This window comes from Streptococcus sp. SS4 (assembly GCF_030440125.1).
Taxonomy (GTDB): domain Bacteria; phylum Bacillota; class Bacilli; order Lactobacillales; family Streptococcaceae; genus Streptococcus.
This window is the reverse complement of record NZ_JAQFJM010000001.1, coordinates 353914-369785: the sequence shown is the minus strand read 5'-3', so window position 1 is coordinate 369785 and position 15872 is coordinate 353914. Positions and strand designations below refer to the sequence as shown.

At 39.1% G+C, this 15872-nt stretch carries 10 protein-coding genes; 3 read left to right on the top strand and 7 right to left on the bottom strand.

The window, feature by feature from the left end; all coding sequences use genetic code 11:
• Positions 1 to 20 precede the first annotated feature (20 nt).
• The 6 genes from PCY16_RS01835 to acnA all read right to left on the bottom strand — a co-directional run bounded on the left by PCY16_RS01835 (position 21) and on the right by acnA (position 8914).
• Positions 21 to 1454, bottom strand: coding sequence for an NADP-dependent glyceraldehyde-3-phosphate dehydrogenase (locus tag PCY16_RS01835; protein WP_002890682.1), 1434 nt, complete (start codon positions 1452 to 1454; stop codon positions 21 to 23).
• 218 nt (positions 1455 to 1672) lie between these two features.
• A complete protein-coding gene (gene ptsP, locus PCY16_RS01830) occupies positions 1673 to 3406 on the bottom strand; it encodes a phosphoenolpyruvate--protein phosphotransferase (RefSeq protein ID WP_002890681.1) in 1734 nt (577 codons plus the stop codon).
• Between the two features lie 4 nt (positions 3407 to 3410).
• A complete protein-coding gene (locus tag PCY16_RS01825; protein ID WP_002884015.1) occupies positions 3411 to 3674 on the bottom strand; it encodes a phosphocarrier protein HPr in 264 nt (87 codons plus the stop codon).
• A gap of 261 nt (positions 3675 to 3935) precedes the next feature.
• A complete protein-coding gene (gene icd / locus PCY16_RS01820) occupies positions 3936 to 5111 on the bottom strand; it encodes an NADP-dependent isocitrate dehydrogenase (protein ID WP_060971444.1) in 1176 nt (391 codons plus the stop codon).
• A 13-nt stretch (positions 5112 to 5124) separates the two neighbouring features.
• Positions 5125 to 6249 carry a citrate synthase gene (locus PCY16_RS01815; protein ID WP_195413670.1) on the bottom strand — a complete coding sequence of 375 codons (1125 nt, stop codon included), beginning with the start codon at positions 6247 to 6249 and terminating at the stop codon, positions 5125 to 5127.
• A gap of 1 nt (position 6250) precedes the next feature.
• Positions 6251 to 8914: an aconitate hydratase AcnA gene (gene acnA / locus PCY16_RS01810; protein ID WP_195413669.1), complete on the bottom strand. Its 2664-nt coding sequence runs from the start codon at positions 8912 to 8914 to the stop codon at positions 6251 to 6253.
• Between the two features lie 331 nt (positions 8915 to 9245).
• On the opposite strand from acnA, the gene nrdH reads away from it, so the two are divergent.
• The 3 genes from nrdH to nrdF all read left to right on the top strand — a co-directional run bounded on the left by nrdH (position 9246) and on the right by nrdF (position 12838).
• On the top strand, positions 9246 to 9470 hold the full coding sequence (gene nrdH, locus PCY16_RS01805) for a glutaredoxin-like protein NrdH (RefSeq protein WP_004182714.1): 225 nt from the start codon (positions 9246 to 9248) through the stop codon (positions 9468 to 9470).
• Positions 9471 to 9560: 90 nt separating this feature from the next.
• Positions 9561 to 11720, top strand: a complete 2160-nt coding sequence (gene nrdE, locus PCY16_RS01800; protein WP_002890676.1) for a class 1b ribonucleoside-diphosphate reductase subunit alpha — start codon at positions 9561 to 9563, stop codon at positions 11718 to 11720.
• A gap of 158 nt (positions 11721 to 11878) precedes the next feature.
• The gene (nrdF, locus tag PCY16_RS01795; protein WP_002890675.1) at positions 11879 to 12838 is read left to right on the top strand and encodes a class 1b ribonucleoside-diphosphate reductase subunit beta; all 960 of its coding nucleotides are present in this window, start codon (positions 11879 to 11881) and stop codon (positions 12836 to 12838) included.
• A 91-nt stretch (positions 12839 to 12929) separates the two neighbouring features.
• Here nrdF and ileS read toward each other — a convergent pair whose 3' ends face one another.
• A complete protein-coding gene (gene ileS / locus PCY16_RS01790) occupies positions 12930 to 15728 on the bottom strand; it encodes an isoleucine--tRNA ligase (protein ID WP_195413667.1) in 2799 nt (932 codons plus the stop codon).
• Between the last annotated feature and the right edge of the window lie 144 nt (positions 15729 to 15872).

Here is a 15872-nt window from a genome sequence, read left to right as displayed (position 1 = left end):
ATGATTGAATAGCTACACTCTTAGTAGTTTGCGATATCAAATACTGTTGATTTCACACGAGTCATAGCTTCGATAGAGTATTTCACACCTTGAGTTCCGGCACCAGACCCTTTAACACCAAGGAATGGGAAGTTGTCTGTACCACGTTGTGTTTTGTTGTTGATGTGAACAGTACCAACTTCAAGTTGTTCAGCAATTGCAAATGCACGTGGGTAGTCTTGTGTGAAGACAGCACCTTGAAGTCCAAATTCAGATTCGTTAGAAATCTTGATTGCTTCTTCAACTGAAGATACACGGATGAATGGCAGTACAGGACCAAATGGTTCTTCCCAAGCAAGACGCATATCAGTTGTTACATGGTCAAAGACTGCTGGGTAAATAAGGTTACCTTCACGTTTCAATTCAGTTTTAGCAGTAGCACCTTGTTCAACTGCATCATCAATCAAACCTTGAACGAAGTCAGCAGCTTTTGTATCGATAAGTGGTGTAACGCTTGCGCTTTCTTCAGGCATACCAACAGTGATATTACCTACCAAAGCAGTTACTTTTTCTACCAATTCATCTGCAACGCTATCCATTACAAGGACACGTTTGATAGCTGTACAACGTTGACCTGAATAGTCAAAGGCACCAGCAACAATGTTTTTAGCAGTCAAGTCAAGATCAGCATCTTCAAGAACGATAGCGGCATCTTTACCACCAAGTTCAAGCATGATTGGACGCATAGCTGCCAAACGACCGATGTTTTCACCAACTGGTGTTGAACCTGTAAAGTTAATGAAATCAACTGCTTTGTGCTCAACAATGTAGTCACCGATAACAGAACCACGACCTGTGATAGAGTTCAAGACACCTGCAGGGATACCAGCTTCAACAAATGCTTCAACCAAAAGAAGACCTGAGATAGAACCTTGTGTTGGTGGTTTGAAGGCAACAACGTCACCAGCAATCAAGGCAGGAGCAATTTTAGAACCAGCCAAGTTTACTGGGTAGTTAAATGGAGAGATAGCAAGTACAAGACCTACTGGTTCGCGACGAACAACAGCAATTTTTTTCTTGCTACCAGCATCAAAGGCACCACCTTCAAGTACTTCACCTTCCAAACGCAAACCTTCTTCAGCTGCATAGTGGATGATTTCAGCAGTACGAACAACTTCACCGATTGCAGATTTCAAACCTTTAGAGATTTCTTTAGAAAGAACTTGTCCGATCTTTTCTGCATCACGTTCCAAGATATCTGCTGCTTTATGAAGGTAAGCTGCACGTTCAGCATATGAAAGCGCACGCCATGCTGGGAGTGCTGCTTTAGCTGCTGCGTAGACTTCGTCTACTTCAGCTTGGCTCATTGCTGGAACTGATCCAAGTTCCTCACCGTTTGCAGGTGCATAGATAGTAATTTCGTTTTCAGATGTTTTCCACTCACCATTGACATAGTTTTTGTATTGTTTAGCCAAGATAGTAACTCCTTTTATCTATTATAAGACCTATTTTATCATTTTTTTAGAAATATTCCAAGATTTAAACGAGAATTATTCAGAAAATTTTGACAAAAAATAGTTAAAATTATTAACCTAGGTTAGCCGTATTCTACTCCTAACTAAAGAATGAGTCAATTATTTTGTCTCCGTTTAGATATAAAAAAAGTGAAAGCCTAAGCCTCCACTTTTTAAGATTAGTCTACGTTAACGTATTCTTTTGAAAGTTCAAGAACTTCTTCCATTGTTGCACATTCAGTAAGAGCACGGTTAGCGTATTCTTCCATTTTAGCTGTGTCAAGTTTCTTCATCAAGCTACGTGTACGAAGAACAGATGTCGCTGACATTGAGAACTCATCCAAGCCCATTCCAACAAGAAGTGGAACAGCAGTTTGGTCACCGGCCATTTCACCACACATACCAGCCCATTTACCTTCAGCATGAGCCGCTTTGATAACATTGTTAATCAAACGAAGGATTGATGGGTTATACGGTTGGTAAAGGTATGAAACTTGTTCGTTCATACGGTCAGCAGCCATTGTGTATTGGATAAGGTCGTTTGTACCGATTGAGAAGAAATCAACTTCCTTAGCAAATTGGTCAGCAAGCATAGCTGCAGCTGGGATTTCAATCATGATACCTACTTCGATATCGTCTGCAACGGCAACACCTTCAGCAACCAATTTAGCTTTTTCTTCTTCAAGAATACCTTTAGCAGTACGGAACTCAGTCAACAAAGCAACCATTGGGAACATGATACGCAATTTACCGTGAACAGATGCACGAAGCAAAGCACGCAATTGTGTACGGAACATTTGATTACCAGTTTCAGAGATAGAGATACGCAAAGCACGGTAACCTAAGAATGGGTTCATTTCTTTAGGAAGATCGAAGTAAGGGAGTTCTTTATCCCCACCGATATCCATTGTACGAACGACAACAGGTTTACCGTTCATACCTTCAAGAACTGCTTTGTAAGCTTCATATTGGTCATCTTCAGTTGGGAAGTCTTGAGAATCCATATACAAGAATTCTGTACGATAGAGACCAACAGCTTCTGCACCGTTATCATTTACACCTTCAACGTCTTTAGGTGTACCGATGTTAGCAGCCAATTCGAAATGTTTTCCATCAGCAGTAACTGTTTGAGCATCTTTAAGGAGAGCCCATTCAGCTTTTTGTTTAGCGTAAGCTTCACCGGCCGCTTTGAACTCAGCAATTTGCTCTTCAGTTGGGTTGATAACAACTTCACCAGTAATACCTGAAACAGCCAAAACATCACCATCTTTGACAAGTTCTGTGATGTTATTTGTTCCAAGAACAGCTGCGATTTCAAGTGTACGCGCCATGATAGCTGAGTGACTTGTACGTCCACCGATGTTAGTAACAAAGGCTTTTACGTACTTTTTGTTCAACTGAGCTGTATCAGATGGTGTCAAGTCATGAGCAACAACGATTGATTCTTCGTTGATTGTTGCTGGGTTAGGCAATTTCTTACCAAGCAAGTTAGCAAGCACACGTTTTGTAACGTCACGAATATCCGCTGCACGTTCTTGCATGTATGGGTTGTCTTCCATACCTTCAAAAATAGCGATAAACATGTCTGTTACTTCTGTCAAAGCAGCTTCAGCATTAACTTGTTTAGCACGGATAGTTTCTTTAATTTGACCAGTCATTTCTGGGTCAGCAAGAACCATCAAATGAGCATCAAAAACGGCTGCCGCTTCTTCACCAAGGCTTTCAACTGCTTTTTCACGGATAACAGAAAGCTCGTCTTGTGACGCCGCTAGAGCAGCATCTAGACGAGCCTCTTCTGCACTTGTATCTTCAACTGTTACAGTTTCAAATGACAAGTCCGGTTGAACAAGCAGATATGCCTTAGCAACTGCAACACCATCAGATGCTGCGATTCCTTTAAGCATTTCTGTCATATTCTTATGCCAATCCTTCTTTTGTCATTGTTTCTGCGATTGCTGCGATTGCATCATCAGCATCAGCACCTTCTGCAGAGATAGTTACGTCAGCACCTTGACCAACACCAAGGCTCATAACACCCATGATTGATTTAAGGTTAACTGCTTTACCCTTGTAGTCAAGAGTGATATCTGAAGCAAATTTGCTAGCTGTTTGAACAAGCAAAGTAGCTGGACGTGCGTGGATACCTGTTTCTGCAACAATGTGGAAATCTTTAGAAGCCATAATGGATTCTCCTTCTTAGTTTGGAATATTTGAGTTATCAATGATAACCCTTACAATTTAGAATTATAACATAGCTAATTGAGATTATCAAGGTTAAAACGTACTTTCTACAAGTTTTTCAAAAGCCTGTCTCTCATTTTACTGCTCATTTTCATTTTTTTAAACATAAGCAAATACTAGTCTCTAGTTATTTACAACATTTTCAGAAAATTTCTTTCATGGTGTTTTCAATCGTTAATTTTCATTTCCGAGCAAAAACAATCACATAATTGAAAGAATTTGATTGCTAAAGGCACTCGTTGAATAAGCTTGCTTCCCAAATGCCAAGTCAGCTGTAAAGATATCGGCTTTAAATGTCTTTTCAATAGCACTTGTAATCAGTTGAGCTGCCTCAGTCCAACCAATATAATCTAGAAGCATGCAGCCAGATAATAGAACTGAGCAAGGATTAGCCTTATCTTGATCCGCGATATCCGGAGCTGTTCCATGTGTTGCTTCAAAAATAGCATGGCCTGTTTGATAGTTAATGTTGGCTCCAGGGGAGATGCCGATACCACCAACTTGTGCAGCTAAGGCGTCACTAGCATAATCACCATTCAAGTTGGTTAAGGCAACAACATCAAATTTTTCTGGATTTAAAAGAATCTGTTGTAGAAAGTTATCCGCGATTATATCATTAATCTCTAAACGACCAGCCAGCAATTCTTCTTTATATTCTTCCTGAGCCAATTCATAACCCCATTTACGGAAGCCACCTTCTGTAAATTTTTGAATATTCCCCTTATGAACTAAGGTCACTTTTTTTAGATTGTTCTTGAGAGCATAGTCGATAGCCGAGCGAATGAGACGTTTACTTCCTTCTATTGAAATTGGCTTGATTCCGATACTACTTGATTCTGGGAAGCGAATTTTACTAACATTCATTTCTGTCTGGAGAAACTCAATCACGCGCTTAACATCTGTTGTTCCCGCTTCCCATTCAATTCCCGCATAAATATCTTCAGTATTTTCACGAAAAATAGTAATATTAGTTTTTTCTGGTTCCTTAAGCGGACTTGCTACTCCTTCAAAGTAACGAACCGGTCTAACACAAGCGTAGAGATCAAGTTCTTGACGTAAAGCTACATTTAAAGAACGAATCCCTCCACCTACTGGCGTCTCAAGCGGACCCTTAATAGCAACTAAACTTTCTCGAATAGTTTCCAATGTTTTTTTCGGCAACCATTCTCCTGTTTTATCATAAGCCTTCTTACCAGCTAGGAGCTCTTGCCACTCAATATGACGCTTCCCTTCATAGGCTACTTCTACTGCTTTATCAAAGATTGCTTGGGCATTCTTCCAGATATCATGTCCAACACCATCCCCTTCAATAAAAGGGATAATTGGACTATCAGAAACTTGAAGCTGTCCATTTGTCATTACGATTTTTTCTGCCATATAGCTTTCCTCCCTAGCGTTTTTCTAAAGGAATATAGGTCATATTTTCTTGTCCAATATACTGTGAGCGAGGACGAATCAATTTGTTATTTTTTTGCTGCTCTTGAATATGAGCAATCCAGCCGGCAACACGACTCATTGCAAAGATAAGTGTGAAGATATCGCTGTCAATTCCTAGAGTATGATATACGGTGGCTGAATAGAAGTCTACATTGGGAATTAATCCCTTCTTATCTTTCATGAACTCTTCAATTTCTTGAGACATATTAAAGAATTCTTCATTCTCGGTACCCTCTGTCAACTTTTTAGCCATATCTCTTAAGAAAATTTCACGAGGGTCCTGTTTCTTGTATACACGGTGCCCAAATCCCATGATTTTCTCTTTAGAGTCAAGTTTTTCCTGCAAGTAAGCATAAACATCACCTGATTCGCGGATTTCTTTAAGCATATCAAAGACGCGTTCATTAGCCCCACCATGCAGGGGACCTTTTAGAGCACCAATAGCTGTTGTAACACAAGAATAAATATCTGTCAGAGTCGAAGCACAAACACGCGCTGCAAAAGTTGAAGCATTCAACTCATGATCAGCATGTAGAATTAAGGCCTTATTCATAGCCTCAACTTCAATTTCAGAAGGTTCAACACCATTCAGCATGTAAAGAAAATTAGCAGCAAAACCTAAATCTTCTCTTGGTTTGAGGGGCATTTTACCAGTGCGTAAGCGCGCAAAAGTCGTAATAATTGTTGGCAATTTAGCCATCAATTCAATACTTTGCTGATAAACGGCTTCCATGGATTTCTCCTCAGCATCCACATTGTATACCCCAAGAAGTGAAACTGTTGAACGTAAAACACTCATTGGGTGCAAATGTGGACGAGATTGGATAAGAATGCATTGTTCTACAGCATCTGAAATGTCATAGTTCTTACGCAACTCAGCTTCAAAATACTTGAGTTCCATTTGCGTAGGAAGATGACCATTCCATAAGAGATAAATCACTTCCTCAAAAGACGCTTTATTTTCCATAAACTCGGAAATATCATATCCTGCATAGGATAAATGGTCATCAATAATAGATGAAATCCTAGTATTACAGGCAATCATATCCTTAAGTCCACTAATTTCAACTGTTGTCATATTAGGCTCCCTTCAATTTTTTTCTTACAACCATTGGTAAGATACCACCATTTTTATAGTAGCGAATATCAGCATCTGCATCGAAGCGTACCAAGGCTTTAAAGGTTTTGGTTTGTTCAGGTGTTGAAGCTGTAACAGTGATAACATCATGGACACCTGGATTTTCTGAAAGATCAAAGCTAAAGGTCTCATGTCCTGTCAATCCAAGACTTTCAGCATTTTCCCCTTCCATAAATTGTACTGGTAAAATCCCCATCATAACAAGATTTGAACGGTGAATACGCTCAAAACTCTCAGCAAGCACTACTTTTACCCCAAGGAGATTTGCACCTTTAGCAGCCCAGTCGCGACTAGAGCCCATACCATAATCCTTACCAGCAATTACAAGCGTATCTTGATTAGCTTCTTTATATTTCATAGCAGCATCATATATAGGTAGAATATCACCATCATATTTAGTATATCCACCAATTTTTCCATCTGCTAGCTCATTCTTGATACGAATATTAGCAAAAGTTCCTCGCATCATGACTTCGTGATTTCCACGACGGCTACCATAAGAATTAAATTCTTGATAATCAACACCATTCTCAGTCAAATAACGAGCTGCTGGGCTATTTCTGGCAATATTACCCGCTGGAGAAATATGGTCTGTTGTAACCGTATCTCCAAATTTAGCCAAAACCTTCAAATCATTCAATGGTTTAATACTCAAATCATCTCCTAAAGCATCAAAGTAAGGTGGGTTTTGAATATAGGTAGAGTTTTGATTCCATTTATAATTTTGACTTTGTTCAGTAGGAATGGCATTCCACTTCTCGCTATCAGAAAAGACACTGGCATATTCATCTTGGAAGAGTTGACGGGTGACGTATTTATCAACATAAGTCTCAATGTCATCACGAGATGGCATAATCTCCTCTAAATAAACAGCTTGACCATTGTCGTCAAAGCCTAGAGGTTCAGTTGTCAAATCAATATTCGTGTTACCAGCCAAGGCATAAGCAACAACCAATGGTGGACTAGCCAAGAAATTCGCTTTAACAAGTGGATTAATACGCCCTTCAAAATTACGATTTCCTGACAATACAGCACTCGCTAAGAGATCATTGTCTACAATAGCCTTAGCCACTTCAGGACGTAAATCTCCTGAGTTACCAATACAAGTTGTGCAACCATAACCTACCAAGTTAAAGCCAAGCTTATCTAGATAGGTTTGCAAGCCTGAAGCTTTGAGATAACCAGTAACAACCTTAGAACCCGGTGCCAAAGAGGTCTTGACTGTTGGAGATACTTTTAATCCTTTCTCAACCGCTTTTTTGGCTAAAAGACCGGCTGCCATAAGAACGTACGGATTTGAGGTATTGGTACATGATGTGATTGCTGCAATGGCAACATGACCCGTTTGAATTGTTTCTGAATGATCCTCAAAATCAACTTTTGCAGTTTTTGCTAACTCTTCATTATCCAAACCGAAACCACGGACACCTGCTTCACGTACCACTGCATCTTGAAATTCTTGCTTAGCATCAGATAAGAGAATCAAATCTTGTGGACGTTTAGGACCTGAGATAGAAGGTTTAATAGATGACAAATCGACTTCAACAATCTTAGTATACTTGGCTTCTTTACTTGGATCATAGAAAAGATGATTGGCTTTTGTATAGGCTTCAGTGACTTGGATATGTTCCTCATCACGATTAGTTAAACGCATGTAGTTAAGAGTCTCGTCATCAATAGGAAAATAACCACAAGTCGCACCATATTCCGGTGCCATATTAGCGACAGTAGCACGGTCAGCTAGAGATAAACTCTTCAAGCCAGGTCCAAAGTACTCAACAAATTTACCAACCACATTTTCAGAACGAAGCACCTGAGTAATCTTGAGAGCCAAATCTGTTGCTGTGGCAATTTTAGGCAGCTCTCCTGTCAGATGTACACCAATAACCTCTGGAATTGGGAAATAAGATGCTTCACCTAGCATCGCTGCTTCAGCTTCAATTCCGCCAACACCCCAACCAAGAACGCCAATACCATTAATCATAGTCGTATGACTATCTGTACCAAACATAGAGTCAGGATATAGGAGCCCATCATTTTCAATAATGACATCACTCAAAAATTCAATATTAACCTGGTGAATAATACCTGTAGCTGGTGGAACAGCACGGTAATTTTCAAAAGACTGTTCAGCCCACTTAAGAAACTCATAGCGCTCGTTATTACGTTTAAACTCTAGATTGATATTATCTTCAAGAGCAGTATCACATCCATATGAATCAACTTGGACAGAGTGGTCGATGACCAAATCTACTGGAATCTCGGGATTAATAAATTCGGCTTTACCACCATTAGCCACTATAGCATCACGCATGGAAGCTAAATCAACAACAACAGGAACCCCTGTAAAATCCTGTAAGATAACACGACTTGGTTTAAAAGGTACTTCGGAAATTGTTGGAAAATTCGGAAATTTCATTAGATCAGAAATGTGAGATTCCTTAACATCGACGCCATCTTTTTTTCGGAGGAGACTTTCAAGTAGTATTCGAATGGTATAAGGTAGTTCTCCAACCTTAACATCATGAGATTTTGCTGCTTTTTCGAGATCATAGAAAGAGAATGTCTTACCATTTACAGTTAGATTTGAACAGTATTCTTGCATACTTGAACCTCCATTAGTTAAAAATTTTCTTTATTCTACACTGTTTTTTTTGAAAAAACAAATAGAATTGGCATTTTGATGTCACATTACATGACATTCATAGTTAGGTATTTCTATTTTAGTCAATTCCATAAACAAATCCTATTTAATTTAGGAAACTTAAAAAAGCCTTTGAAACACAAGATATAGGGTTGTGTTTCAATACTAAACACAAAATATTGTATTTCCTTAAGATATTTAGCTTGATTTTTCCCAATATTTTGGGTATTCTATTAGAGTTGAAAAAGTGACTCCTAGTCACTTATAATCTTTTTATAAAGGAGTATTTGCAATGGCAAAGATTACATTGTTTTCTAAAAACAACTGCATGCAGTGCAAAATGACTAAAAAATTCTTGGAAAAGGAAGGTGCTGATTTCGAAGAAATCAACATTGATGAACAACCAGAAAAAATCGATTACGTAAAAAGTCTTGGTTTCACTGCTGCTCCAGTTATTGAAGCAGGCGATATCGTCTTTTCAGGTTTTCAACCGACTAAACTTAAAGAAATCCTTTAATTATCAAGTTTTTAAATAGAAAGGAACTTGTTTGCTTAGTTTAATGTTTTAACCTTAATATACTATTAAACTGAGCCTGGTATCTGTATTATGTCTTTAAAAAATCTTGGCGATGTTTCATACTTCCGCCTCAACAACGAAATTAACCGTCCTGTTAACGGTCAAATTCCTTTGCATAAGGACAAAGAAGCACTTCGTGCCTTCTTCCTTGAAAACGTTAAGCCAAATTCAATGGCATTCAACAGCATCACAGATAAAATTAATTATTTGATTGAGAACGATTATATCGAGTCTGAATTCATCGGTAAATACGAACCTGCTTTCATCGAAAAGTTGTCTGCAGAAATTCATTCTCAAAAATTCCGCTTCCAATCTTTCATGGCAGCCTACAAGTTCTACCAACAATATGCCCTCAAAACAAACGATGGCGAGTCTTACCTCGAAAGTATTGAAGATCGCGTTCTTTTCAACGCCCTTTACTTTGCTGATGGTGATGAAAACCTTGCTAGTGACCTTGCTAACGAAATGATTCACCAACGTTACCAACCTGCTACTCCTTCATTTCTAAATGCTGGACGTAGCCGTCGTGGTGAACTCGTGTCATGTTTCCTTATTCAAGTAACGGATGACATGAATTCTATCGGACGTTCTATCAACTCGGCCCTCCAGTTATCACGTATTGGTGGTGGGGTAGGTATTAGCCTATCTAACCTACGTGAAGCTGGTGCTCCTATCAAAGGATACGCTGGGGCAGCCTCTGGTGTCGTACCTGTAATGAAGCTTTTCGAAGATAGCTTCTCTTACTCAAACCAACTTGGCCAACGTCAAGGTGCTGGTGTTGTTTACCTGGATGTTTTCCACCCAGATATCCTTGCCTTCCTTTCTACTAAGAAAGAGAATGCTGATGAGAAGGTGCGTGTTAAGACACTGTCACTTGGTGTTACAGTTCCAGATAAATTCTACGAATTGGCACGTAATAATGAAGATATGTACCTCTTCAGCCCATACTCAGTCGAAAAAGAGTATGGTAAACCATATAACTACATCGATATTACAGCAATGTATGATGAGTTGGTTGCCAATCCCAATATTACAAAAACCAAGATTAATGCACGTGAGCTAGAAACTGAAATTTCTAAACTCCAACAAGAATCAGGTTATCCATATATTGTCAATGTTGATACAGCCAATCGACATAACCCAATTGATGGTAAGATCGTCATGTCCAACCTTTGTTCTGAAATTCTCCAAGTTCAAACACCAAGTGAACTTAACGATGCACAAGAGTTTGTCAAACTCGGTACAGATATTTCATGTAACCTTGGATCAACTAATATCCTTAACATGATGACATCTCCTGACTTCGGACGTTCGATTAAGGCTATGACACGTGCACTTACCTTTGTTACAGATAGTTCAAGTATTGATGCTGTACCATCCATCAAAAATGGTAACCAACAAGCTCATACCTTTGGTTTAGGAGCTATGGGGCTTCACTCTTACCTTGCTAAACACCATATCGAGTATGGTAGCCCCGAATCTGTTGAATTCACTAATATCTACTTCATGCTTATGAACTACTGGACTTTGGTTGAATCTAACAATATTGCCCGCGAACGTCAAGAAACCTTTGTCGGTTTTGAAAAATCAAAATATGCTGATGGTTCTTACTTTGATAAATACGTTACAGGCCAATACGTTCCTAAATCTGACCGTATCAAAGAACTTTTCGATGGTCACTTCATCCCACAAGCCAAAGATTGGGAAGAACTACGTGAACTCGTTAAGAAAGATGGACTCTACCATCAAAACCGTTTGGCTGTTGCACCAAATGGCTCAATCTCTTATATTAATGACTGTTCTGCTTCTATCCATCCAATCACACAACGTATTGAAGAACGTCAAGAAAAGAAAATCGGAAAAATTTACTATCCGGCAAATGGTCTTTCAACAGACACAATTCCTTTCTACACTTCAGCCTACGACATGGACATGCGTAAAGTTATCGACGTCTATGCCGCTGCGACTGAACACGTTGATCAAGGTTTGTCATTAACCCTATTCTTGCGTAGTGAGTTACCAAAAGAAATTTACGAATGGAAAACAGAAAATAAACAAACAACTCGTGACCTTTCTATCCTTCGTAACTACGCCTTTAACAAAGGAATTAAATCAATCTACTACATCCGTACTTATACAGATGATGGGGAAGAGGTTGGTTCTAACCAATGTGAAAGCTGTGTCATTTAAGATAGTGATTTAACGATAGCAACTTCACTACTCTTATTTACAAAATGCATTAAAAGGTCGGTTCGCCGACTTTTTTAATAGATCAACTCAAAAAAACTATATCATGATTTTGAATTATGATAAAATAGTAACGATATCAATAAAGAAAGAGGTTTCTAATGGAAACTTACTACAAAGCCATTAACTGGAATGAAATCGAAGATGCGATTGATAAATCTACCTGGGAAAAATTGACCGAGCAATTTTGGCTAGATACACGTATCCCACTTTCAAATGACCTTGATGACTGGCGTAAACTTTCCGCTGAAGAAAAAGATTTGGTTGGAAAAGTTTTCGGTGGTTTAACATTGCTAGATACCATGCAATCTCAAACGGGTGTTGAAGCCATTCGTGCAGACGTCCGTACACCTCATGAAGAAGCTGTATTGAACAACATTCAGTTCATGGAGTCTGTTCACGCCAAATCTTACTCTTCAATCTTCTCAACTTTGAATACTAAATCTGAAATTGAAGAAATTTTCGAGTGGACTAACAGTAACAAATACCTCCAAACCAAGGCGAAAATCATTAACGATATTTATGAAAATGGAACGCCTCTTCAGAAAAAGGTTGCTTCAACATATCTTGAAACTTTCCTTTTCTATTCAGGATTCTTCACTCCACTCTATTATCTTGGTAATAACAAGCTAGCTAACGTTGCTGAAATTATCAAGCTCATTATCCGTGACGAATCTGTTCACGGAACCTATATTGGCTATAAATTCCAACTTGGATTCAACGAATTGCCTGAAGAAGAGCAAGAAAGTTTCCGTGAATGGATGTATGATCTCCTCTATCAATTGTATGAAAATGAAGAGCTCTACACTAAATCTCTTTATGACGGTGTTGGATGGACTGAGGAAGTTATGACTTTCCTTCGTTACAACGCCAACAAGGCTCTTATGAACCTGGGACAAGATCCACTCTTCCCAGATAGTGCGAACGATGTTAACCCAATCGTTATGAATGGTATTTCTACAGGAACATCTAACCACGACTTCTTCTCTCAAGTTGGTAATGGTTACCTTCTAGGAACTGTCGAAGCCATGCAAGACGATGATTATAACTACGGACTATAATAAAAAACTAGCTGAGCTAGTTTTTTATTGTGTTCAATACTATATTCGAAAAACAAATAGAAAAAAGAGTTCACGGTGAACTCTTTTTATTTTATTTTGCTTTTACTTCAAAACCTTCTGCTACACCTTCAGCAAAGTTTTCTTCAACAATGCTAGCACAGTGATCACAGATAGTCGCGTTGTAGCTACGTTCTTTAGTAGTTGGATCGATACGACGACAACGGTCACAGACATCACCTGTAGCACGTTCTACTGTGAATGCCACGCCTTCAAAGCTTACAGCAGATTCAGGTGCTTCTCCTTCAGCAATAGTCAATGCTGAAACAATCAAAAGTTGAGCAAGGTTAGTGTTCAAACCTTCAATAAGTTCTTTGACTTCATCATCAGGATAGATAGTCAAATGAGCTTCAAGCGATTTACCAATAACTTTTTCATTACGAGCTTCTTCCAAAGCTTTTTGAGCTTGGCCACGGAAATCCATGAAGGCATTCCATCTTTCAAGAAGTGCATCTTGACCCACAAAATCTTCTGCTTCTGGCAACTCTGACAATTGAACATAGTCTTCTGTTTCAAATTCAAGATATGACCAAATTTCTTCTGCAGTGTGAGGAAAGATTGGTGTCAATAGTTTTGTGATCTTGACAAGAATATCGTAGAAGACTGTTTGCATTTGACGACGTTCAAGTGATTCCGCACTCTCAATATAAACCACATCTTTGGCAAAATCAAGATAGAATGCAGACAACTCAACATTAATAAAGTTAACCAAGGCTTTGTAGATAGTCAAGAACTCAAAGTTTGCATAGGCATCACGAATAGTCTTAACCAATTGGTTAAATCGAATAGTCATGTACTGATCTACAGAACGCAAGTCTTCAAAGGCTACAGCATCAGTTGTTGGATTGAAGTCAGAGGTATTGGCAATCAAGAAACGAAGTGTGTTACGAATCTTACGATAAGATTCTGATACTTGGCTAAGGATATCCATTGAGATACGAACGTCATTAGTTGTATCAACACTTGTTACCCAAAGACGAAGAATTTCAGCACCAAATTGTTTCTCAACATCACTAGGAGCAATTGTGTTACCAAGCGATTTAGACATCTTCTCACCCTTACCATCAAGCGCAAAACCTTGAGACAAGAGTTGTTTATATGGTGCAACACCATTATTGGCAACAGATGTAATAAGGGATGAATTAAACCATCCACGGTATTGGTCTGAACCTTCGAGATAGAGGTCAGCTGGATAAGTTAACTCAGGACGGTTAACAACAACACCGTTCCATGATGAGCCTGAGTCAAACCATACGTCCATAATGTCAGTTTCTTTAGTAAACTCGCCGTTTGGTGAGCCAGGATGTGTAAAACCTTCTGGAAGAAGATCTTTGGCATCACGTTCCCACCAAATAACTGAACCGTGTTCTTCGAAAAGTTTAGCCACATGTTCGATAGTTTCTTCAGTCATGATTGGTGTTTTATCTTCAGCATAGAAGATTGGAAGTGGCACACCCCAAGCACGCTGACGAGAGATTACCCAGTCACCACGGTCACGAATCATGTTGTAGAGACGAACTTTACCCCACTCAGAATGGAATTTAACTTTTTCAATCTCATCCAGAATCTCTTGACGGAATTTAGAAACAGACGCAAACCATTGTGGTACTGCACGCCAGATGATTGGTTTCTTCGTACGCCAGTCGAATGGGTATGAGTGTGAGATTTCTTCTTTGGCAAGGAGTAAATCGCCGAGTTTTTCCATAACAATTGGAGCCACTTTATCGTAGAACTGACCTTCAAAATCAGGTCCAGCATTTTCCATCATGATACCACGCTCATTAACGGTTACGGCAACTTCAAGACCATTAGCAATACCTACGTTATAGTCATCCTCACCAAAACCAGGAGCCGTATGGACGATACCTGTACCTGAATCTGTAGTAACGTGGTCACCAAGAATAACAAGCTCATCAACTTCTGTATCCCATGGGTGTTCAGTCACAATTTTATTTAATTCTTCACCACGGTATGATTGAAGTACTTCCACATCTGTCCAACCAAATTTCTCAGAAAGACTATTAAGTAATTCAGAAGCAACAACAAATTTGCGGTCTTCTCCAGCAGGTTTTACGAGAACGTATTCGATATCAGCACCAACAGTCAAACCACGTGAAGCTGTTACTGTAAATGGTGTTGTTGTCCAAACTACGATATATGTATCTGTGTCTAATACTCCTTTACCATCCTTAACCTTATTGGCATAGTAAAGTGAAGTTGAAACCAAATCATGGTACTCAATTTCTGCTTCAGCAAGCGCTGATTCTGATGACCATGACCAATAAACTGGTTTTGCACCTTGATAGATGTAACCTTTTTTAGCCATCTCACCAAAGACACGAATCTGAGCTGCTTCATAATCTGGTGTCAAAGTAACATATGGGTTATCCCAATCAGCCGAAACACCAAGACGTTTGAAATCTTCACGTTGTTTGTCAACTTGTGAAAGTGCATAATCGCGACACATCTTAAGATATTCAGCACGATCAAGTTCTTTACGTTTCACACCTTGTTTTGCCAACACTTGTTCAATTGGAAGACCATGCGTATCCCAACCAGGAACGTAAGGAGCATAGAAACCAGACATTGATTTTGAACGCACAATGATATCCTTAGAAATTTTATTCATCGCATGACCAACGTGAATATTACCATTGGCATAAGGAGGACCATCATGAAGAGTGAAATGAGGTTTACCTTGGTTCAACTCTTGACGACGTTGATACATGTTAGCATCTTCCCACTCTTTTTGCCAGATTGGTTCTTTGTTAGGAAGTCCAGCTCGCATTGGAAAGGCTGTCTTACCTAGATTTAAGGTTTCTTTGAGTTTCATTATATCTCCTCTTTAATTTAATTTACTAAATAAAAAGAGCCTTCATCAAAAAGGACGAAAGCTCGTGGTACCACCTTAATTCAGAGCAAAAGAATTTGCTCCCTCATATGTCCGTAAGGAGGACCATCCTTCTAACTTACTTAT